This window comes from Bordetella tumulicola (assembly GCF_965138755.1).
GTDB lineage: Bacteria > Pseudomonadota > Gammaproteobacteria > Burkholderiales > Burkholderiaceae_B > Bordetella_A > Bordetella_A tumulicola.
In genome coordinates, this window is sequence record NZ_CBCSFP010000001.1 from 943,979 (window position 1) to 963,334 (window position 19,356).

General features: G+C 60.1%; 19 protein-coding genes. 15 read left to right on the forward strand and 4 right to left on the reverse strand.

Going from position 1 to position 19,356, the window contains the following annotated elements; translation table 11 throughout:
* Positions 1-129: 129 nt before the first annotated feature.
* The gene (locus tag ACNAZS_RS04365; protein WP_415786504.1) at positions 130-342 is read right to left on the reverse strand and encodes a hypothetical protein; all 213 of its coding nucleotides are present in this window, start codon (positions 340-342) and stop codon (positions 130-132) included.
* Positions 343-627: 285 nt separating this feature from the next.
* Complete coding sequence (locus ACNAZS_RS04370) at positions 628-852, reverse strand: hypothetical protein (RefSeq protein WP_415786506.1); 225 nt, start codon at positions 850-852, stop codon at positions 628-630.
* Positions 853-1,534: 682 nt separating this feature from the next.
* On the opposite strand from ACNAZS_RS04370, the gene ACNAZS_RS04375 reads away from it, so the two are divergent.
* From ACNAZS_RS04375 to ACNAZS_RS04445, 15 genes are all read left to right on the forward strand, one after another.
* Positions 1,535-2,503 carry a thiamine pyrophosphate-dependent dehydrogenase E1 component subunit alpha gene (locus tag ACNAZS_RS04375; RefSeq protein ID WP_415786508.1) on the forward strand — a complete coding sequence of 323 codons (969 nt, stop codon included), beginning with the start codon at positions 1,535-1,537 and terminating at the stop codon, positions 2,501-2,503.
* A 10-nt stretch (positions 2,504-2,513) separates the two neighbouring features.
* Positions 2,514-3,485, forward strand: a complete 972-nt coding sequence (locus ACNAZS_RS04380) for an alpha-ketoacid dehydrogenase subunit beta (RefSeq protein ID WP_415786510.1) — start codon at positions 2,514-2,516, stop codon at positions 3,483-3,485.
* A gap of 15 nt (positions 3,486-3,500) precedes the next feature.
* Entirely contained in the window at positions 3,501-4,289 is a 789-nt protein-coding gene (locus tag ACNAZS_RS04385; RefSeq protein ID WP_415786512.1) for an enoyl-CoA hydratase/isomerase family protein, read from the forward strand.
* Between the two features lie 20 nt (positions 4,290-4,309).
* Complete coding sequence (locus ACNAZS_RS04390) at positions 4,310-5,599, forward strand: dihydrolipoamide acetyltransferase family protein (RefSeq protein WP_415786515.1); 1,290 nt, start codon at positions 4,310-4,312, stop codon at positions 5,597-5,599.
* Between the two features lie 19 nt (positions 5,600-5,618).
* Positions 5,619-6,980, forward strand: coding sequence for an MmgE/PrpD family protein (locus ACNAZS_RS04395; protein WP_415786517.1), 1,362 nt, complete (start codon positions 5,619-5,621; stop codon positions 6,978-6,980).
* Positions 6,977-8,368 carry a dihydrolipoyl dehydrogenase gene (lpdA, locus tag ACNAZS_RS04400; RefSeq protein ID WP_415786519.1) on the forward strand — a complete coding sequence of 464 codons (1,392 nt, stop codon included), beginning with the start codon at positions 6,977-6,979 and terminating at the stop codon, positions 8,366-8,368. The genes ACNAZS_RS04395 and lpdA overlap by 4 nt, the downstream gene beginning before the upstream one ends.
* A gap of 34 nt (positions 8,369-8,402) precedes the next feature.
* Positions 8,403-9,575 (forward strand): acyl-CoA dehydrogenase family protein, encoded by a 1,173-nt coding sequence (locus ACNAZS_RS04405; protein WP_415786521.1) that lies wholly within the window; start codon positions 8,403-8,405, stop codon positions 9,573-9,575.
* Between the two features lie 27 nt (positions 9,576-9,602).
* Entirely contained in the window at positions 9,603-11,105 is a 1,503-nt protein-coding gene (locus tag ACNAZS_RS04410; protein WP_415786523.1) for an AMP-binding protein, read from the forward strand.
* 56 nt (positions 11,106-11,161) lie between these two features.
* Positions 11,162-12,436 (forward strand): ABC transporter substrate-binding protein, encoded by a 1,275-nt coding sequence (locus ACNAZS_RS04415; protein ID WP_415786525.1) that lies wholly within the window; start codon positions 11,162-11,164, stop codon positions 12,434-12,436.
* Positions 12,437-12,523: 87 nt separating this feature from the next.
* Positions 12,524-13,429 carry a branched-chain amino acid ABC transporter permease gene (locus ACNAZS_RS04420; RefSeq protein ID WP_415786527.1) on the forward strand — a complete coding sequence of 302 codons (906 nt, stop codon included), beginning with the start codon at positions 12,524-12,526 and terminating at the stop codon, positions 13,427-13,429.
* On the forward strand, positions 13,426-14,397 hold the full coding sequence (locus ACNAZS_RS04425; RefSeq protein WP_415786529.1) for a branched-chain amino acid ABC transporter permease: 972 nt from the start codon (positions 13,426-13,428) through the stop codon (positions 14,395-14,397). Before ACNAZS_RS04420 ends, ACNAZS_RS04425 begins: the two co-directional genes overlap by 4 nt.
* Positions 14,394-15,188 carry an SDR family NAD(P)-dependent oxidoreductase gene (locus tag ACNAZS_RS04430; protein ID WP_415786531.1) on the forward strand — a complete coding sequence of 265 codons (795 nt, stop codon included), beginning with the start codon at positions 14,394-14,396 and terminating at the stop codon, positions 15,186-15,188. The genes ACNAZS_RS04425 and ACNAZS_RS04430 overlap by 4 nt, the downstream gene beginning before the upstream one ends.
* Entirely contained in the window at positions 15,188-15,940 is a 753-nt protein-coding gene (locus ACNAZS_RS04435) for an ABC transporter ATP-binding protein (protein WP_415786533.1), read from the forward strand. The genes ACNAZS_RS04430 and ACNAZS_RS04435 overlap by 1 nt, the downstream gene beginning before the upstream one ends.
* Positions 15,937-16,647, forward strand: a complete 711-nt coding sequence (locus tag ACNAZS_RS04440) for an ABC transporter ATP-binding protein (RefSeq protein WP_415786535.1) — start codon at positions 15,937-15,939, stop codon at positions 16,645-16,647. The genes ACNAZS_RS04435 and ACNAZS_RS04440 overlap by 4 nt, the downstream gene beginning before the upstream one ends.
* Positions 16,648-16,663: 16 nt before the next feature.
* Positions 16,664-17,425: an SDR family NAD(P)-dependent oxidoreductase gene (locus ACNAZS_RS04445; RefSeq protein WP_415786537.1), complete on the forward strand. Its 762-nt coding sequence runs from the start codon at positions 16,664-16,666 to the stop codon at positions 17,423-17,425.
* A 71-nt stretch (positions 17,426-17,496) separates the two neighbouring features.
* On the opposite strand, the gene ACNAZS_RS04450 is transcribed toward ACNAZS_RS04445, so the two are convergent.
* Together ACNAZS_RS04450 and ACNAZS_RS04455 are read right to left on the reverse strand one after the other, a co-directional pair.
* A complete protein-coding gene (locus tag ACNAZS_RS04450; RefSeq protein ID WP_415786539.1) occupies positions 17,497-18,168 on the reverse strand; it encodes an EthD domain-containing protein in 672 nt (223 codons plus the stop codon).
* Between the two features lie 27 nt (positions 18,169-18,195).
* Complete coding sequence (locus ACNAZS_RS04455; protein WP_415786541.1) at positions 18,196-19,347, reverse strand: NADH:flavin oxidoreductase/NADH oxidase; 1,152 nt, start codon at positions 19,345-19,347, stop codon at positions 18,196-18,198.
* Positions 19,348-19,356 lie beyond the last annotated feature (9 nt).

The window sequence follows — 19,356 nt, forward strand, 5'->3', positions numbered from 1 at the left end:
GCACGGGTGGCGCGCGCCGCAAATGACGAAGTAGCGACGATAACCCGGATTTATCCTGCCTTCCGGACGGGCGTCGTGTCGAGGTCATGGGCGCGCGCGGCCTGCAAGAAACGTCCTCCTAGTGCGATGTCAGCGGAAGATGTTTTCTTCTACCCAATTCTGGGCGAAGATTTCTGCGCGGTCACGCGCTTCGTGCATTGAAGAACAACTACCCAAATAAGAAAAGGCGGCATCAACTTCGGTGCCTCCTTCGGCCGTTACCGTCAGCAGTACACCGTATCCGCCGGTATCCATGGCCGCTGTGGATACGTCGATCAGCACTTCCTGGTCATGATGCTGCATGGCTTCCTCCCAGTCGGTTATCCAAACGCGTGAATCCACGCGTGACAAACAGCGGGATCCCATGCATCTTCAAGTTGGACCCGTGTCAGTCACGCAAGTTCATCTTACCGACTAGTTGCCGGCCGCGATACTCCCACCATAAGCGAATCTCATGGGAGATTCCCTAGGTGAAGCAAGAACAATGCAAAGCATTGCAAAGTGCGATGCAAAATGTAGAAAGGATCTCGAAAGGACCCGTTTCGGACGCGGCGCGGGCCAGATGCCGGTTAACGACTCGCCACGAAACTAGCCGAGATGGAGTGCGCCGGGCGACTCCATCCGCAGGGCCAGGCGCCCCTTGTCGGTCAATATCAGCCTGCCCTCGTCGGTACGCTGCACGCATAGCAAAATCAACAGGCCCTCGACCACATGGGCCGGCATCTGATCTTGTGGCGCGCCCGCTTCTCCACCCTCAGAGACAAATTGTAACCAGTGCGCCAATTCGCCTTGTTGAACGTTGATACGCGGCATAGCGGGAGTCCGTAGAAAAATTTCAAAATCGACAGTTACGATAGCACGCCGCACGCGGGAAACTTTTGCCGGAGCACCACAGCCTCCACAGGTCGCGTAGCCCCAAGGGGGGGGAATTGCCCCCACGCTGCGCCTTTGGCTTGCTGCCCCCCAAGGGGGCGCTTTTTACCTTGGGGCGGCCCGGCGGTAAAAATGCCCCCACGCTGCGCCTTTGGCTTGCTGCCCCCCAAGGGGGCGCTTTTTACCTTGGGGCGGCCCGGCGGTAAAATGCCCCCACGCTGCGCCTTTGGCTTGCTGNNCCCCCCAAGGGGGCGCTTTTTACCTTGGGGCGGCCCGGCGGTAAAAATGCCCCCATGTTGAAACGATTTAGTGCTTGCAATGGCCAAAACGTAGCGCTACATTGAATTCACCAAGTGTTCTGACACCCAATGCGTGCGAAGCTTGGTAAGAGCGCCCCATCTCATCTCGAGTTGGGGCGCTCTTCGTTTGGGTTGCTCTGCTATTACGCTGCCCTCGCGCTTTTATTGAATTCGGCACGCCCTCCTCTCGACCATCCACTCGCCCGGCGCGATCTCCTCACCCAAGGGTTTTCCTTAATCCTCTGAACGTTGACAGCAGTAAACACGGATCCTAAGATGACTGACGATTCATCAATCAGAATCAATACAACGGAGACGAGGATATGCCGGCCAAAACCGACGCCACTAAGCTGGTGTCGCTGTATCGCGTGATCAAGACGATACGCACGGTGGAAAACAGCCTGACCCGGCTGTTTGCCGACAGCGAGGTGCCCGGCTTCATTCACCTGAGTGTGGGTCAGGAAGCTATCGCCGCCGGGGTGTGCGCAGCCCTCTCCTCGCAGGACACCCTGGCCACGACGCACCGGGGTCACGGCCATGTGCTGGCTCGCGGTTTGTCGCTGGAACATTTCTTCAAAGAAGTCATGGGCAAAGCCGGCGGTGTGTGTGGCGGCCGCGGCGGCTCCATGCACGTGGCCGATATGGATATCGGCATTCTGGGCGCCAATGGCATTGTTGGCGCAGGCATTCCCATCGCACTAGGTAGCGCCATTGCCCACCAGGTTCGTGAAACCGGTGGCATTGCCGTCGCCTTCTTTGGTGATGGCGCCATGGCCGAGGGCGTACTGCACGAAACGCTGAATATGGCGGCACTATGGAAGCTGCCCTTGCTACTGGTCTGCGAAAACAATGGCTGGTCGGAGTTTTCCCCCACCAGCAAGCAATTTGCCGCGGCACTGCAAGACCTGGCCGCCGCGTTCAAGATCCGCTATGCCAAGGTCGACGGCAATGACGTGCAGGCCGTAACCGAGGCGGCCGACGCCACCGTCGCCCTGCTACGCCAAGGCGACGGGCCAGCGGTACTCGAATGTATTACCCAACGCGTGCGGGGTCACTACGAAGGTGATCCCCAAAAATACCGGGCGGCAGATGAGATCGCATCGTTGAGCGCCGACGATCCGGTGACCCGCACAGAAGCTCTGTTGCGCAAGCACGGTGTCAAGGCCGACGAGATAGAACGCATTGGCGCCGAGATCGATACGCAAATCGAAGCGGCGATTTCCGCTGCGCGCGCAGACACCGAACCCACCTACGAAGCCGCACAGCGCGACGTCTACACCGTCGCCGCCTGAAGGACCCGCAATGACTGAGATGAAGTACGCCCAGGCCATCAACACGGCCCTGTCTGATGCGATGAGCGCCGACCCGAAGGTGATCTTGCTAGGAGAAGACATCGCCGAAGCCGGGGGTTCTTTCAAGGCCACCCGCGGCCTCTTGGACACATTCGGCCCCCTGCGCGTGCGCGATACGCCGATTTCCGAAGCGAGCTTAGCCTCGCTGGCGGTCGGCGCCGCAATGACGGGCGTCAAACCTGTGATCGAAATCATGTTCATGGATTTCATCACACTATCCATGGATGCCCTGGTCAACCAGGCCGCCAAGGCGCGCTTCATGTTCGGTGGCCGCTCCAGTGTCCCCATGGTGCTGCGCACACCGCATGGCGGTGGCCTGAACGCCGGCCCGCAGCATTCGCAGTGCCTGGAAGCGTGGCTGGCTCACGTCCCCGGCCTGAAAGTCGTTTGCCCCAGCAACCCCGGCGATGCCTATGGTTTGCTGCGCACGGCCATTGCGGATCCGGATCCGGTGATCTTCATCGAGCACAAGGCCATGTATGGCCGCAAAGGCGATGTAGACACCTCGGCGCAAATCCCGATCGGTCAGGCCCGCATCGCGCGCGCCGGGCGCGATGTCACGCTCGTCACCTATGGCGCAACGGTGCACACCTGCCTGCAGGCCGCCGAGCAACTCGCGACCACCGGTATCGAAACCGAAGTCATCGACTTGCGCAGCGTGCAACCCTGGGATCAGCAGACCGTGCTGGCCTCGTTGCAACGCACGCATCGCCTCGTCATTGCGCATGAAGCCGTACAAGCCTTCGGCGTCGGCGCCGAAATCGCCGCCTGGGCGGCGGACACCGCCTTTGACGAACTGGACGCGCCGATCGTACGCGTGGCGGCGCCCTTCATGCCGGTGCCGTTCGCACGCGCACTCGAAGCCCAGTATGCCGTCAGTGCCGAACGCGTATGCGACGCCGTACGCAAATCGATTTCCTGAATCCAAGGACACGCCATGAACTACGACACCGCAGTCCGCGTCGAACGCCAGGGGCCCGTCGGGCTATTGACGATCGATCGCCCAAAAACCCTGAACGCGCTTGATATTCCTACGCTGCTTTCGTTAGAAGCAGGCCTGGATCAGCTTGAGAAAGACGAGACGATTCGCGTCATCGTCGTCACCGGCAGCGGGGAAAAGGCCTTTGTGGCTGGCGGTGATATTGCCGATCTGGACAGTCGCCAAGGGCTTGCCCATTACCAGGAATTTGCCGACGTCATTCATCGCGTTTTTCGTCGTTTCGAAGACAGCGACAAGCCCACCATCGCGGCCGTCAATGGGTGGGCCCTGGGTGGCGGCACCGAACTCATTTTGACGTTAGACATTCGCCTGGTCTCGGAAAAGGCACGCCTCGGTCTTCCTGAAATCAATCTGGGCCTGTTTCCGGGCGCGGGTGGCTCGCAGCGCCTGATCCGCCAGGTTCCGCTCTGCCGCGCCAAAGAACTGATGTTCACGGGCAATCAGATCACCGCACAAGAGGCAGTCGACCTGGGTCTGTGCAATCGCACCGTGGCCCCCGAGTCCTTGCTGAGCGAGGCCATGGCGCTGGCCAATCAGATCGCGGGGAAATCACCGCTGGTCCTCAAGCTGCTCAAGCGCAACCTGCGCCAAGGCCAGGAAATGCCACTGGGGGCCGCGCTGGCCCACGAGCAGGCCATGATCGGTCTCGTCCTCGATACGCGCGACGCACACGAAGGCTGCCAGGCCTTTCTCGAAAAACGGCCTGCCGATTTCAAGGGGCAATAATCGTGCGGCATGAACTGCTAATGCCCAAACTCGGCCTGACCATGACAGAAGGCATGGTGGCTGACTGGATGGTGCAACCTGGCCAGACGATGAAGCCCGGCAGCGGCGTCTTTGTCGTCGAAACCGACAAGGTGGCCAACGAAATTCCGGCCGAACAGGACGGCACGCTGGTGGAAATCGTCGTGCCGACCGGCACAATGGTCCCCGTCGGCACGGTTATCGGTTACTGGGAAGATGGCAACGCGCCAGTCGCCACAGCGATTTCGACGAGTTCGGATCAGCAAGCCGGCAACGCGCCGGCGACACCCACCGCCGCGACAACAGCGTCGGATACCGAGTCATCCAGACCGTCGCACTCATTACCCACCACGGCATCCCGCCACGACAGCGTCGCCGCGTCTGGGCACGGAGGCTCGGTCGCGTCTCACGACCATGGCTCGACCGAACGTATTATCGCGACACCCTTGGCGCGCCGACTGGCAAAAGAGCGCGGGCTATCGCTCGCGCCCATCCAGGGCAGCGGACCCAAAGGCCGCATCGTTGCGCGAGACGTGCACGATCATGTTCCCGCGCCGCAAGCATCCTCCCCACCGGCCACCAACAATACCGCTACCGTGAACAGCGGCTATACCGTCATCGCGCCGACCACATTGCAGTCGACGATCGCACGTCGACTGACCAAAGGCAAACAAGACACGCCGCATTTCTATTTGGCACTGGACGCCGAGGTGTCGCGTCTCGTTGCCCTGCGCAAAGAGATCAACCAGGCTCAGCAATCCGTGCGCCTGACGCTGAATCACTTCATCGTGATGGCCGTCGTCCGTGCACTGCAACTCACCCCCGACGCCAATCGCGTCTGGAGCGACGAGGGCATTGTGGCGTTCAACCAGATCGACGTCGGCGTCGCGGTCAACACTGATCAAGGCTTGATGGCCCCCGCCGTGCGCGATGTAGGCAACGTATCTATCGGCGAACTGGCACGGCGACTGGATGCGGTTGCCGCATCCGCTCGCAACGCCACCTTGAGCAGCCAAGACATGGGCACGCCCGCTATCACCGTTTCAAACGCCGGCATGCACAACGTGACCTACATGAGCTCCATCATCAATCCGGGTCAGGCCATGATCCTCGGCGTGGGCAGCATCAAGGGAGTTTTTCGTCCGGACGATGATGGGCAACCCGTCCTGTGCCAGGAGATGGGGCTCGTGCTGTCGGCCGACCACCGCATCATGGATGGCGTCAGCGCCTTGAAGTTTCTGAACACCGTCGCGCAGTTACTCGCGCAGCCTAGCCAACTGCTTGTGAATTGATACGCCAGAGAGGAACATCATGACCGTTACCCAGACACTCGCCGCCTTTATCGTCGGACTCAAACAAACGGACCGCATTCCCGCTGAGGTCATGGAGAAGGCCCGCGTTTCTCTGCTGAACGGCTATGGCATCGGGCTGGCCAGCTTTGACACGCCCTATGGGCCGATTGCCGCGCGCGCCGCCCTGGCCATCGATGGCGAGCAAGCCCACGGCGCGACGCTGCTGGTCGATGGCCGCAAAACGTCGTTTCTGGGCGCGGCGCTGGCCAACTCCGCACTATTTCATGGGCGCGCCCAAGAAGACGCCAGTGGGGCCGCGCACCTCGGCGCGATTCTGATTCCCCTGCTGACCGCCGCTGCCGAGGCGGGCCACATGCCGCTGGATCGACTGCTGGTGTCGCTCATCGCCGGCTATGAGATTGGCGGTCTGTTCGAAAGCACCTATGCATCGCACACCACCCCGGTCGGGCTGCGTGCATCGCCGTTGTATGGTTCCCTCGCCGCCGCGGCCGCCGCCGCCTACGCACTGAATCTGGACGAGACGCAAACGGCCGCCGCCCTCGCCAATGCAGCCTCGTTCGCCGGCGGCATCTTGCAATCGTTCGCCGATGGCACCGACGAATGGCGTTATCAACTAGGCATTACAGGTCGCAACGGCTGGATCGCCGCCGAACTCGCCAAAGCCGGCTCCGTCTCGGCGCCCCACGCCATTGAGGGCAAGAGCGGTTTTGTGCGTGCCTATGCGCGCACCGATTGCGATGTCGATGCCCTGCTGAAACAGGTCGGCAAGACCTGGTACATCCACCGCGTCGTCTTCAAACCCTACCCCGTTTGCGCATTCAATCAGACGCCCGTCAATACGGCATTGAGACTGCGAGAACGCCTGGGCGGCAAACTGCCCGCGCAAATCCGCGTCCGCATGAATCCCTACGAAACCGGCTATGCGGGCATGGACAGCCGCGGTCCATTTCACTCGGTGTCCGGCACACTGATGAGCATTCCCTTTTGCATCGCCCAGACGCTGTTACATGGCGCCCCGACGCTACGCGACATGATGGTGTACGACAACCCCGAGGTTGCCACGTTAATCCAGCGCACGGAACTCATCAGCGATGCCGAGGTACCCAGTCTCAGTTGCGTCATCGAAGCCCATTTTGATGACAACACGCCGCCGCTGATCGAATCCCTGAAACTGACTGTGGACGATTACAACTATGACCGCGCCCAGCTACGCGAGTTGATTCTGCGTGTGTGCGCCGAAGTCGGTGTGGACACGGCCTCGTGCCAGGCCATGGAGCGCTTTGTCGACGACCCGCAGGCCGCAGGATTGCAAAGCGTGCTGGATCAGTTCGCCAGTCTGCGCGCCAAGGCCGCGGCATGAGCTCCGCCAACAGCCTGATCGTCATTGGAGGCGGCCCGGCCGGCTACGTCGCGGCCATACGCGCCAGCCAATTGGGAATCAAAACCCGTCTGGTCGAACGTGAAGACCTGGGCGGCATTTGCCTGAATTGGGGCTGCATTCCGACCAAAACGCTGCTACACGCGGGCGACGTTCTGGCACAACTGCGCACAGCCAACGACCTGGGCATCATCGTGCCAGAGGGGATACGCGCCGATCTGCCTCGCGTCGTGCAACGCTCGCGCGAGGTGGCCACACGCTTGAGACAAGGAGTGCAGCACCTGCTAAAGAAGCACGGCGTCGAGGTCATCAAGGGACAGGCCCGTTTACAGGGCGCCGGCACGCTTGAAGTCGAGGGCAAGAATGCCCAAACCCTGCAAGCCGACGCTATCCTGATCGCGACAGGCGCACGGCCTCGCGCCCTCGACAGCCTGCCCGTCGATGGAGACCGACTCTGGAACTATCGCCACGCCCTGACACCCCCTGCCCAACCCGACTCTTTGCTCGTCGTGGGTGCAGGCGCGATTGGCATGGAGTTCGCCAGTTTCTACGCCGAACTCGGCAGCCAAGTTACCGTGGTCGAGACACAAGCACGCGTCCTGCCTGTCGAGGACGAAGAAACCTCGCAATGGGTCGCCCGCGCCTTTGAAGCGCGCGGCATCGAGATACACACCCATACCTCGGCCCACCTGCAAACACTTGATGCTCAGGCTGCGCACATCACCCTGCGCACCGAAAACAAAAAAGAAGCCATCAGGGCCTTCGATCGAGTACTCGTCTGCGCCGGTGTCGTTGGCAACTCTGAAGACCTGGGGCTGGAGACCACCCGCGTCATCACGCGCCATGGCTGCATTCAGGTTCACGACTACGGGCAAACGGACGAGCCTGGCGTCTACGCCGCGGGCGACATCTGCGGGGCGCCCATGCTGGCGCACAAAGCCAGCCATGAGGCGATTCGCTGCGTTGAGCACTTAGCGGGACTGACGGTCCCGCAGCAGGCCGATCACATTCCCAGTTGCACTTACTGCCATCCGCAAGTCGCCAGCGTCGGCCTCACCGAGGCCCGGGCACGCGAACGCGGCCGCCCGATTTCGGTTGGCCGCTTTCCCTTTCATGGCAACGGCAAAGCCCTCGCCATCAATCGGCCCGAAGGTTTCGTCAAGACGATTTTCGATACCCAAAGCGGCGAACTCCTGGGTGCGCACTTGGTAGGCCCCGACGTGACAGAGCTGCTCCATGGCATTTCGCTGGCGCAGCGTCTGGAGGCGACCGAAGAAGATCTGATGAACCATATTTTTGCGCACCCGACCTTGTCGGAAGCCATCGGTGAATCGGTCCTGCAGGCCTACGGCCGAGCCATTCACATCTGACATCGACAACAAATATCACGAGACAACACACACTATGGACTTTGAGCTGACAGAAGAACAACGGATGATCGCCACCTCGGCACGCCAACTCGGCGAGCGCTTCGGGACGGAATACTGGCGCAAAATCGACGCGCAGAAGGCATTCCCCACCGAATGCTGGAAAGCCATCTGTGAAGCCGGCTTGTGTGGTGTCGCCCTGCCCTCGGAATACGGCGGCTCGGATCTGGGCGTGGTCGAAATGGCGCTCATTATCGAAAACCTGGCGGCGGCTGGGGCAGGAAGCACGGTCGGTCAATTGTTCATGATCAATCCGATCTTCGGCGGCGTCTCTATCAGCAAATTTGGCACGCCCGAAATGAAGCAAGAGCTGCTGCCCAAGCTGATCGCTGGCGAAATGAATTTCTGCATGGCACTGACCGAACCCGATGCCGGCACCAACACGCTTGAAATTCGCAGCTTTGCCGAGCAAGAGGGCGACGGCTGGAGACTGAACGGCCGCAAGATCTGGATTACCGCGGTCGACAGCGCGCAGAAAATGCTGGTCGTGGCGCGGACCAAGAAAATAGAGGATTCCAAATCGCGCAGCGATGGATTATCCATGTTCATGATCGACGTCGACCGGGCGGGCCTGACCCACAGCGCCATCGACAAGGTCGGCACCAACACGTTGGCGGCCAGCTCCATCTTTTTCGATGACGTCGAGATCTACCCACACGAACTCGTCGGCACACTGCACGGCGGTTGGCGCGAATTGCTGGACGTACTCAATACCGAGCGCATCATCACCACGGCCGGCCTGATCGGCACCAGTGAATTGGCCCTGAAGCTCGCTGTGGACTACGCGAATGACCGCAAGGTCTTTGGGGACCGATCGATCAGCAGCTATCAGGGGCTACAGTTCCCGCTGGCGCAGTGCTACGCTGAAAACGAAGCCGTGCGATTGCTCAATTACAAGGCCGCCGCCAACTTTGACCGGGGTCTGCCTTATGGCAGCGAAGCCAACGCAGCCAAACTACTGGCCGCGCAGGTCACCGCACGTGCCACGGAACGCGCGATGCAAACCATGGGCGGTATGGGGTACTCCAAGGAATACTACGTCGAGCGGCTCTGGCGTGACTGCCGCTTGTTCCGTTTTGCCCCCATCTCGGAAGAGATGATTCTGAACTACATCGCCATGCACGACTTGGGCATGCCCAAGTCGTACTGATCTTGATTAGCACGGGATGGCAATCAAATGATTAGTCTAAGTTCCTCTGTTCTGCACTGGGCCCAATCCGACCCCGACCGATTGGCCATCGTCTATGGCCAGCAGCGCATCGGCTACGCGGAACTGGCACAACGGACCCGTACCGTTGCCGGGATGCTGCGGGCACGCGGCATCGGCCCCGGCGATGTCGTCGCGCTCTTGATGAAAAACAGCGCCGCATTCATCGATCTCACGCTGGCGATCAGCCACCTGGGCGCCATTGTGTTGCCCATCAACTATCGGCTGGGCGCTGAAGAGGTCGATTACATCCTGCGGCACGGGCAGGCCAAGCTCGTCTGCGTCGATACAGAGCTGGCGGCCAATGTCGGCAATACCGACGCGCTCGAGATCACGGAATCCGCTCAGTACGACGTACGTCAATTGGATCCGCAGGCCACGCCGGTGGAGCTATCGCACCCTAGTGGGCCGGGCGACATGTTCCGTCTGATGTATACCTCCGGCACCACGGCCAGACCCAAGGGCGTCATCCATACCTACGAGAATTTTTACTGGAAGACGCTCGACCACATTTGTGAGCTCGGCCTGACTCGTGACGATAGGCTGCTGGTCGTCGGCCCGCTCTATCACGTGGGCGCATTTGATTTGCCTGGAATGGCCTTGTTGTTGGTCGGCGGATCGCTGACCATTTTGCGTGACTTCGATGCCGAACCGGTGCTGGCCGCCATTCAGTCGGAGAAACTGACGGGCGCCTGGCTGGCGCCCATCATGCTCAACCGCCTTTTAGCGCTGAAAAACCGCGACGACTATGACGTCAGCAGTCTGAAATGGGTCATCGGCGGCGGAGAACGTACCCCCGTCGAACGCATACAGAGTTTCAAGAGCCTGTTTACACAAGGGCGCTATATCGACGCCTATGGGCTGACTGAAACCTGCTCGGGCGACACCATGATGCAGGTTGGCCAGGAGATCGCCAAGATCGGCTCTGCGGGACGCGCGCTCGCCCACGTCGAAATTGATATCCGCGACCACGACGGCAAGCGCCTGCCCGCCGGTCAGGTCGGCGAGATCTGCCTGCGCGGGCCCAAGGTGACCGGCGGGTATTGGCGTGATGCGGAACGCACCGAAGCCAGTTTCTTTGGCGACCGGTTTCGATCCGGCGACATGGGATACCTGGATGAAGACGGTTTTCTCTTTCTGGTGGACCGCAAAAAAGACATGGTCATCAGTGGCGGAGAAAACATCGCCTCATCGGAGGTCGAACGCGTCATCTATCAGCTCGACATTGTCGAGGAAGCCGCCGTCATCGGCCTGCCTGACGAGCGCTGGGGCGAACGTGTCGTGGCCGTCGTCGTGCTGCGCGAAGGCGCGACCCTGACGCTGGAAACCCTGCAGGCCCATTGCCGCGGGAAGATCGGGGGATTCAAGATACCCAAGCAACTCATTCTGACTGATGCCCTTGCACGCAACCCGTCCGGCAAAGTGCTCAAACGGGTGCTACGAGACCAACTGACAGATTCAGCACAGCCGTAAAAAAGAGTGCCCGCGGCGTCCGGGGGTCGACGCCTCTTAGAAAATCGGAGACAAACATGAGCATTAAACGCAAAGAAGCACTCGCGCAACCTCAACGCCGAAAATTGATGCAAGGCGCCGCTGCCATGGCGGGGATGTCCGCCATCGGCCTGCCCGCCATGTCTTTCGCCCAAAACAAGCCCATTCGGGTCGGCATGCCCACCATTCTGTCGGGACGCGTCGCCCAGCTGGGCTTGTCCTCACGCAACGCGGTCGAACTCGAAGTCGCGAAATTCAATGCGGCGGGTGGCCTCGGCGGTCGGAAGATCGAAATGGTGATCCGCGACTCCAAGGGCCAGCCGCAAGAAGCTGCGCGCGTCGCCCGCGAACTCATCAATAGCGAGGGTTGCGAACTGCTGTTCGACGGCGAAGCCTCGTCGGGCGCTTTCGCGGTGCACGAAGTCGCTCGCGATCTGGGAGTATTCTGCATTCATACCAACTCAGAAACGTCAGCGCTGACGGCTGACCCGAAACTGCGTATTCCCAACGCTTTCCGTTGTGCCCGTCAAGGTATTCACGACGCCATCGTCGGCGGCGCCTATGCCGGCCAGGTCGCCAAAGAAAAAGGCCTGACACGTTGGATGAGTTGTTCGCCCGACTACGCCTATGGGCGCGACACCACGGCAGAGTTCTTTCAGTATGCCAAGCACTTCAACAAAGACATTGAAGTCACCGGCGACATTTGGGTCAAGCTGTTTCAGGCCGACTACAGCGAGGCCATTACACGCCTCATACAAGGCCGTCCGCAAGCGATGTACTCATGCCTATGGGGCGGCGATCTGAGCTCGTTTATCGAACAAGGCAATATTTATGCGTTGTTCAAAGAGCGTCAGTTCTTTGCCGTAAACATGGCCGACTACACCGTGCTGACTGTCGTCAAAAATGTGCCACCAGGCCTGCATTCCGGTAACCGTTATTTGCGCAGCGTACCCAAGACCGAAGCCAACAATGCATGGGCCGAGGCCTACCAGGCCAAGAACAAAGAACTGCCCACAAACTGGGCGTGGCAGAACGCCGCAGGCATCAACTTCATGACCGCCGCCATGAAGAAAGCCAATAGCGCTGACGGCGCCAAACTGGCTGACGCGTTACGCGGGCTGACCATTGACTCACCCTTTGGGGCCAAGGGCAAGATCACCATGCGCGCCGAAGATCAAACCATCATCGATTACGCGGTGGCTTGGGGCGTGCTCCAGAACAAAGAACCCTACATGCCCGATCCATTGATTGGCGAGTGGCAGCAAATCGTAGAACTCGAAACCGAGTGGAAAAAAAGCAAAGGCTGGGCGTAAAGCGCTAACGCGGCCTGGCGTGACGACGGGTGCCGTATCCGTGGCCACGCCAGGTCCTCGCCTCAAAAGCCTATCCAGGAGACAAGCTTGAACCCCAATGAACTCTTTGAGTGTGTGACGTCGCTCTCTTGCGTGGTCACGCAGACCAGTACTGGACTGATTGTCGGCGCCTTGCTCTTCCTGGTTGCCGCCGGTCTCACCCTCATCTTCGGCGTGCTGCGCATCATTAACTTTGCCCACGGCTCGCTATATATGCTGGGGGCCTATCTGGGCCTGACCGGCTACCGCATGACCGACAGCTTCGTGCTCGCGACCCTGATTGCGGGCGTCGGGGTAGGCATATTCGCGCTGCTTTTTGAGCGATTCTTCATGCGGCGCGTCTACAACGCTGACGTGCTCATGCAATTGCTCGTCTGCTATGCCTTTATTCTGATCATGGACGATATGGTCAAGGTTATCTGGGGCGCCGAATTTCAATCCATGGGGATGCCAGAGGCATTCCAGGCGCCTCCCCTATTTGTGGGGGGTGGCATCACACCGGTGTTCTATCTGGTACTGATGGCGGCGGCGGCCTTGATCGCCATCGTGTTGTGGTATGTCTTATCCAAAACACGCACCGGAAAGATCGTACGGGCGGCCGCGCACAATCCGACCATGACTTCCGCGCTGGGGCTCAATACCAATCTGATTTACGCCGGGGTCTTTGCCTGCGGCGGCATGCTGGCTGGTTTGGCGGGCGCGCTGGCGGCTCCCGTGCGCTCGATGTCTCCGGGCATGGGTTTTTCGATATTGATTGAATCGTTCATCGTCACGGTGATCGGAGGCATGGGCTCTGTCAGCGGCGCACTGGTTGGCGCGCTGTTGATCGGACTGGTGCGCTCGTTCGGTTCGATCGGATTTCCGTCATTTGTCGAAGGCATCATGTTCATCGCGATGGCGTTGATTCTCGTGCTGAAACCGAGTGGCCTGATGGGCCGGGAGCCGCGCGCATGAATACGAAAACGACATACGGCAAAGAGATCCTGTGGGCGCTGTTGGCCCTGGCTGTCCTGGCGGCGATTCCCTTTCTGACTCCTTCACGTGTCGTGCTGGATTTCGTCATCCGTCTGGCGGCGTTCGGCATCTTTGCGACATCACTGAACATTCTCATTGGATATGGCGGCCTGGTGTCTTTTGGACACGCCATGTTTTTTGGCGGAGGTGCCTATGCCTTCGGGTTGCTCATGCAAAAAGCGGGTACCTCGATTCCCGTTGCCATGCTGGGAGCGATTTTGTTCTGCGCGCTGCTGGGACTGGTCATCGGTGCGATTTGCGTGCGACTCAAGGAAATCTATTTCTCGTTTTTGACTCTGGCGTTTGCGATGCTGCTGCATAGTGTCATCTTGACCTGGATGTCGCTCACTGGCGGCGACCAGGGACTGATGGGCGGTATCCCTCGTCCCATTTTTCTAGGTATCGATCTCTCCAAACCCATTAGCCTGTACGGGTTTGCCTGCGTAGTCGGCATCGTGAGCCTGCTGTTGATGCGCGGCCTGATGCAGTCGCCCTTCGGCTATACCCTGAGAATGGTTCGCGACAATGCGGAACGCGCGCGGTTCCTGGGTATTGATGTCTGGCGCGTCAAGCTCTATGCCTTCATCATTGCCAGCAGTTTTGCGGGTATCGCGGGCTCGATCATGGCGTTGTTTGTCTCGGGCGCCTATCCCGAGTTCGCCTATTGGACCATGTCCGGAGAAGCCATATTCATGATCATGATGGGCGGGCTGCATGTGTTCATCGGTCCGGTGGTCGGCGCCGCCCTGCTACTGATCTTTAACGACCTGGTGACCCGCTTCACCGAGCTGCACGGATTGGCGCTCGGCATCATCGTCCTTGTCTTCGCGCTGGGCTTCAAACGCGGCATCAGCGATTTCGTCGTTCAGTTTCTGCGCACCCTGAAAAACAAGCGAGCCACGCCATGACACATCGCCCAATCAGCATCGTTACCGGAGGCGCCAGCGGCATTGGCCTGGCGTGCGTACACAACCTGCTCGCGCGCGGCGATCAAGTCATCGTGCTGGATCTACCTAACATCTGGAACACTGAGACGGCGCCCAACGCCTTGTTTTACGAGTGCGACGTCACTGACGAGGCCGCCTTGCGAGCGCTTGCCGAACGCATTGAGCAGCAACATGGCCCGGTCTGCACACTGGTCAACAGCGCGGGCATCATCCAGCCCAAATTACCCCCCGAACGCCTCGACATGTCTCTCTGGGACAAGGTGATCGCCGTCGACCAACGCGGCACCTATCTATGCTGCGCCCTCTTTGGCGCGCGCATGGCAGCGCACGGGTCCGGCGCCATCGTGAATATCGCGTCCATCACCGGATCACGATCCGTGCCGCTGCACGCCTACGCGCCCGCCAAGGCCGCCGTCATTTCCATCACGCAATGCCTGGCCGTCGAATGGGGCCGATCCGGCGTCCGGGTCAACTCGGTATCGCCCGGCTACACCTTGACACCCGCGCTGCAGGCCGCCATTGATCGTGGCGATCGCAACGTCGATGAACTGGCCAATCCCACCGCGCTAGGCCGACTCATCGATCCCAAAGAAGTGGCCGACGCGGTCGCCTTTTTGACCTCGCCCCAGGCAACGGCCATTACCGGTATCGATCTGCCTGTCGACGCGGGCTGGCTGGTCGGCGCGCCCTGGCAGACGTACGGCGGCGTTCCGTCCGCCAGACCACAAGCCGCCCATTCGGGAGACCGCTGATGTTGAAAATCGAACATCTGAAGAAATCGTTCGGCGGCGTCGTCGCCACGTCGGACGTCTCGGCCCATTTTCCACAGGACTCGCTCACCGCGGTGATCGGCCCCAACGGCGCGGGGAAAACCACATTCTTCAACCTCATTTCCGGCGCCATCCCCCCCGACTCGGGGCGTATTCTGCTCGAAGGCCAGGACATCAGTGGCCTGCCCAGCCGGGAAATCGTCCGTCGCGGTATAGGACGGGCTTTTCAGGTATCCAAACTCTTTAAAACCCTGACCGTCGAGGAATCCTTGCGTGGCGCGCTGATGTCGCCGCTCGGAAAATCCGCGCAATTGACGGGCCGGTTTCCCTTGGCCGAAACACGCGATCGGGCCTACGAAGTCATGGAGCAACTCGGCCTGGAAAAAAAGGCCGGCGTCATCAGCGGCAATTTGTCGCACGGCGACCAGAAGCTATTGGATATGGCGCTGGCGCTAATCCTCAAGCCCAAAGTGCTGCTGCTCGACGAGCCCGTCGCAGGCATGGGACCCGAAGAGCGCGAGCAAATGATCGAGACCGTCTACGCCTTGTGGAAAAAGGGTGGACTGACCGTCGTGTTGATCGAACACGATATGGAGATTGTGTTCCGCATTTCACAGAACATTTATGTCCTGTCGTATGGAAAAGTGCTTGCCGAAGGTAATGCGGAACAAATTCGCAACAACCCCGCCGTCATTGAAGCCTATCTCGGAACGCCACAGGAGACGCACGCATGAGTACCGTGCTAGAGGTTCAAGGCATTGACGCCTGCTATGGCAGCAGCCAAGTCCTGTTCAAGATGTCGTTGGGCGTGCGCAAAGGCGAGACCCTGGCACTACTAGGGCGTAACGGTGCGGGTAAAAGCACCACCATGAAATCCATTGCCGGGATCGTCACGGCCCGGCAAGGCAGCATTCGCCTGCTGGGCAACGAGGTACGTGGCCGCAGCCCCCACACCATCGCCCGCGCGGGGATCGGGTTCGTTCCCGAAGACCGACAAATATTCCCCGACCTGACCGTCGAAGACAACCTGACCATCGCCGTCAAACGCGGCGTCGATGGGCAATCCGACTGGACCCTCGAGCGCGTCTACGACATGTTGCCGTTGCTCGCCCCGCTGAAAACGCGGCTCGGCGGCCAGCTATCGGGCGGCGAACAGCAGATGCTAACCGTGGGCCGCGCCCTGATGGGCAACCCCAGCGTCCTGCTGCTCGATGAACCCAGCGAGGGCCTTGCGCCCATCATGGTTCAAAAAATCGGCGAACTGATCAATACGCTACGCAAACTGGGCACGACCATTGTGCTGGCAGAGCAAAATCTGCAATTCTGCCTCGGTCTGGCTGATCTGGCGGTCGTCATCGACAAAGGCAGGGACGTCTTCTGTGGCACGATTGCCGAGCTCAACCAGAATGACGACATCAAACATCGTTATCTATCTGTTTAACCGGAGTTGATTAACCATGCCCGCGTCGTCCCCAGACCAACCTCACGCCACGCCGTTCAATCTTGAACAAACGCGTATTCTCATCACGGGCGCCGCCGGCGGTATTGGTGCGGCCACAGCGAGACTGTGCGGGCAATTAGGCGCCCGCATGGTGTTGAGCGACTGGGTAGAGACAGCTCAGCTGGAATCGCTCGCTCACGAGATCCCTGGCGTGGACGCGGTGCATCGCTGCGACGTGAGCCAGCGCGCGGATGTCCAAGCCATGACAAACCGGCTGGGGCCCTTTTCGGCGTTGGCCGATGCCGCGGGGATTTGTCCCTATGACGAGGACTGGATGGCGCCGGATTGGAACGAAGTCGAGTTCCTTCGCGTGATCCGGATCAACATGCTCGGGCCCATCAATCTGGTACGGGCCGTCATGCCCGGCATGATCGAGCGCCAGTATGGACGCATCGCGCTATGCGGATCCATTGCGGGGTGGACAGGAGGACTGCGAGCAGGCCCTCATTACGCGGCGTCAAAGGGCGGTGTACACGCCTTGGTGCGGTGGTTTTCCCAACGTGCCGTGCCGCATGGCGTCACCGTCAACGGCGTAGCGCCCGGCCCCGTTATATCGGGCATGACCGAAGGACATGGTTATCAGCCCGACGCCTATCCCATGAAGCGCATGGGGCAACCCGAAGAGATCGCTAGCGTGCTGGCGTTTCTGTGCTCTCCCGCCGCATCGTATGTGACCGGTACGATTATCGATGCGAACGGAGGCACATATCTTCGCTAATCCGTCATCACACGTACCCGCCATCAACGCCGGGCAGGCAGCACATCCGTACCGCTGCCCGTTATCTCCTGTCAGCCCACGATCACGTGCTCGCGCGTCACGATAAATGGCAAATGCCCATCCGGCAGAAAATTCGCCTCGTCGGCGCGCGTACGGGCATAGACGTCGGTGGTCGCCCCCTGCTTCATATCGGCAGTGGAGTCGAACCAGGTGATGGCCAGGCCATCGTAGCGCGGCGCTTGGGCAGCCGAGTACTCGTCCAGGCAAAGATGGTTCTGCTCGTAGCGGCGTATCACGTCGATGCCCGCCGCCAAGGGGCCGTGCTTGTCTTGCCAGTATCGACGAAACGCATGTAGTCCCATGCCTGGGCGACAGTTCACAAACTCGATATTCTTGACCCCGCCGTCAGGAATCAGACCGTCGACAATGACGTGCACGTCGACAGGCATCACTACCGACTTTGCTTCATCGACGAACCCGGACAGATCGCGGGTGATGCTCCGCGCGGACTCGGACTCCTGTGCGGCCTGATAGCCGGCTTGCGAGTCGAACCACATTTCGCTGATACCGTCATAGATCAGTTCGCCCTTGGCGTAGCCTTGCGCGAGCGCATGCGACTGCACATAGCGCCTCAGCCCGGGCATCAGAGACGCCATCGACGCGTGCGAGTCTTGCCAGTGCCGTTGAAAATCTTCGACGCTCATATCCGAACGCCGCTTGAGTAACGTAATGACTTTATACATGGTTCTCCGCCCTCTCCTCGCGACGCGTTAACTGCGTGGCGCCAACTGACGTGCGCGTCGCTCAAGCCACCAGCGAAACTGCTCGGGCCACCACTTCCAGCCCGGGGTACCTTGCAGCTCGAGTGCGGCCTGCGCCGCCCAGTTGGGGTTGAACAGCATCTCGCGTCCCAGCGCAATCAAATCCGCTTGACCGTTCTGCAAAATGTCTTCGGCTTGCCGCGCCGACAAAATCATGCCGACCGCAATGCTGGGGACCTTCGCCTGTTTGCGCACTTGTTCCGCAAAAGGCACCTGAAAACCGGGCGCTCTCGACACTAACACTTGATCTTTCTTGAGTTTGACGCCGCCGCTCGAACACGCAATCGCGTCCACCCCAAGACTGGCTAGCGCCCGACTGAATACGACGGAGTCGTCGATCGACCAGCCGACGTTGACGCCGTCCACCGCCGACAGGCGGACAAAGATCGGACGCTCATCGGGAAACTCCTGACGTACGACTTCAAAGATCCGCAAAGGCAAACGCATACGGTTTTCAAGACTGCCGCCATAGGCATCGCTGCGATGATTAAGCAAGGGGGACAAGAACGAATGCAGCAAATAGCCATGGGCACAATGCAATTCGATCACGTCAAAGCCGGCATCCCGCGCGCGCCGGGCCGCCGACCGATAATCATCGACCAAGGCTTCGATCTCGGCTTCGCTCAACATATGTGGCGTGGGCCAGTGCTCGTCCACGGGCACGGCAGACGACGAGACCGTGTCCCATGGCATCTCGCGGCGGGCGGCGGCGTCATCCACCGTTAACGTACCAGCACCATGCCACGGACGCTGTGTCGAGCCTTTCGGCCCGGCATGTCCCAGTTGGATGCCCGCCATGCACTGCTGCGCATGCAGAAAATCGACGATCCGACGCAGCGGCGGGACGTGGGCGTCAAGCCACAAGCCATTGCAACCATCAGTGCCTCTGCCCTGACGCGTCGTTGCCGTGGCCTCCATCATCACCAGTCCGGCCCCACCGAGGGCAAAGCGCCCGAGGTGCACGAGATGAAAATCGTCAACAAAACCTTCGTTCGAACTATAGAGCGACATCGGCGAGACCATCACCCGATTTTTCAGCGTGATGCCTCGCAGCGGCCAGGGCTCAAATAGTTTCACGGGCTCGGTACTGACGTCTTCCATGCGCGGCTT

What these genes read in the sequence shown, in the direction of transcription:
- ACNAZS_RS04365 (WP_415786504.1), bottom strand. Translation starts at nt 342, where the DNA reads ATGCAGCATCATGACCAGGAAGTGCTGATCGACGTATCCACAGCGGCC.
- ACNAZS_RS04370 (WP_415786506.1), bottom strand. Translation starts at nt 852, where the DNA reads ATGCCGCGTATCAACGTTCAACAAGGCGAATTGGCGCACTGGTTACAA.
- ACNAZS_RS04375 (WP_415786508.1), top strand. Translation starts at nt 1,535, where the DNA reads ATGCCGGCCAAAACCGACGCCACTAAGCTGGTGTCGCTGTATCGCGTG.
- ACNAZS_RS04380 (WP_415786510.1), top strand. Translation starts at nt 2,514, where the DNA reads ATGACTGAGATGAAGTACGCCCAGGCCATCAACACGGCCCTGTCTGAT.
- ACNAZS_RS04385 (WP_415786512.1), top strand. Translation starts at nt 3,501, where the DNA reads ATGAACTACGACACCGCAGTCCGCGTCGAACGCCAGGGGCCCGTCGGG.
- ACNAZS_RS04390 (WP_415786515.1), top strand. Translation starts at nt 4,310, where the DNA reads ATGCCCAAACTCGGCCTGACCATGACAGAAGGCATGGTGGCTGACTGG.
- ACNAZS_RS04395 (WP_415786517.1), top strand. Translation starts at nt 5,619, where the DNA reads ATGACCGTTACCCAGACACTCGCCGCCTTTATCGTCGGACTCAAACAA.
- lpdA (WP_415786519.1), top strand. Translation starts at nt 6,977, where the DNA reads ATGAGCTCCGCCAACAGCCTGATCGTCATTGGAGGCGGCCCGGCCGGC.
- ACNAZS_RS04405 (WP_415786521.1), top strand. Translation starts at nt 8,403, where the DNA reads ATGGACTTTGAGCTGACAGAAGAACAACGGATGATCGCCACCTCGGCA.
- ACNAZS_RS04410 (WP_415786523.1), top strand. Translation starts at nt 9,603, where the DNA reads ATGATTAGTCTAAGTTCCTCTGTTCTGCACTGGGCCCAATCCGACCCC.
- ACNAZS_RS04415 (WP_415786525.1), top strand. Translation starts at nt 11,162, where the DNA reads ATGAGCATTAAACGCAAAGAAGCACTCGCGCAACCTCAACGCCGAAAA.
- ACNAZS_RS04425 (WP_415786529.1), top strand. Translation starts at nt 13,426, where the DNA reads ATGAATACGAAAACGACATACGGCAAAGAGATCCTGTGGGCGCTGTTG.
- ACNAZS_RS04430 (WP_415786531.1), top strand. Translation starts at nt 14,394, where the DNA reads ATGACACATCGCCCAATCAGCATCGTTACCGGAGGCGCCAGCGGCATT.
- ACNAZS_RS04435 (WP_415786533.1), top strand. Translation starts at nt 15,188, where the DNA reads ATGTTGAAAATCGAACATCTGAAGAAATCGTTCGGCGGCGTCGTCGCC.
- ACNAZS_RS04440 (WP_415786535.1), top strand. Translation starts at nt 15,937, where the DNA reads ATGAGTACCGTGCTAGAGGTTCAAGGCATTGACGCCTGCTATGGCAGC.
- ACNAZS_RS04445 (WP_415786537.1), top strand. Translation starts at nt 16,664, where the DNA reads ATGCCCGCGTCGTCCCCAGACCAACCTCACGCCACGCCGTTCAATCTT.
- ACNAZS_RS04450 (WP_415786539.1), bottom strand. Translation starts at nt 18,168, where the DNA reads ATGTATAAAGTCATTACGTTACTCAAGCGGCGTTCGGATATGAGCGTC.
- ACNAZS_RS04455 (WP_415786541.1), bottom strand. Translation starts at nt 19,347, where the DNA reads ATGGAAGACGTCAGTACCGAGCCCGTGAAACTATTTGAGCCCTGGCCG.